Here is a 255-nt window from a genome sequence, read left to right as displayed (position 1 = left end):
CTCCAAGCCTAAATACTACCTAGTGACCGATAGCGTATAGTACCGTGAGGGAAAGGTGAAAAGAACCCCGGGAGGGGAGTGAAATAGAACCTGAAACCCTACACTTACAAGCTGTAGGAGCACATTATTTGTGTGACTGCGTACTTTTTGTAGAACGGGCCAACGAGTTACGTTACCTAGCAAGGTTAAGCACTTAAGGTGTGGAGCCGCAGCGAAAGCGAGTCTTAACTGGGCGTATAGTTAGTTGACGTAGAC

The 255-nt window shown here is 47.5% G+C and carries 1 rRNA gene; it reads left to right on the top strand.

Features of this window, described 5'->3' with window-relative positions:
- Nucleotides 1-255 (top strand): 23S ribosomal RNA (locus K0040_RS20425); the annotation flags it as partial.

This window comes from Terrisporobacter petrolearius (assembly GCF_020748185.1).
Taxonomy (GTDB): domain Bacteria; phylum Bacillota; class Clostridia; order Peptostreptococcales; family Peptostreptococcaceae; genus Terrisporobacter; species Terrisporobacter petrolearius.
This window is presented reverse-complemented; position numbering and strand designations above follow the sequence as displayed.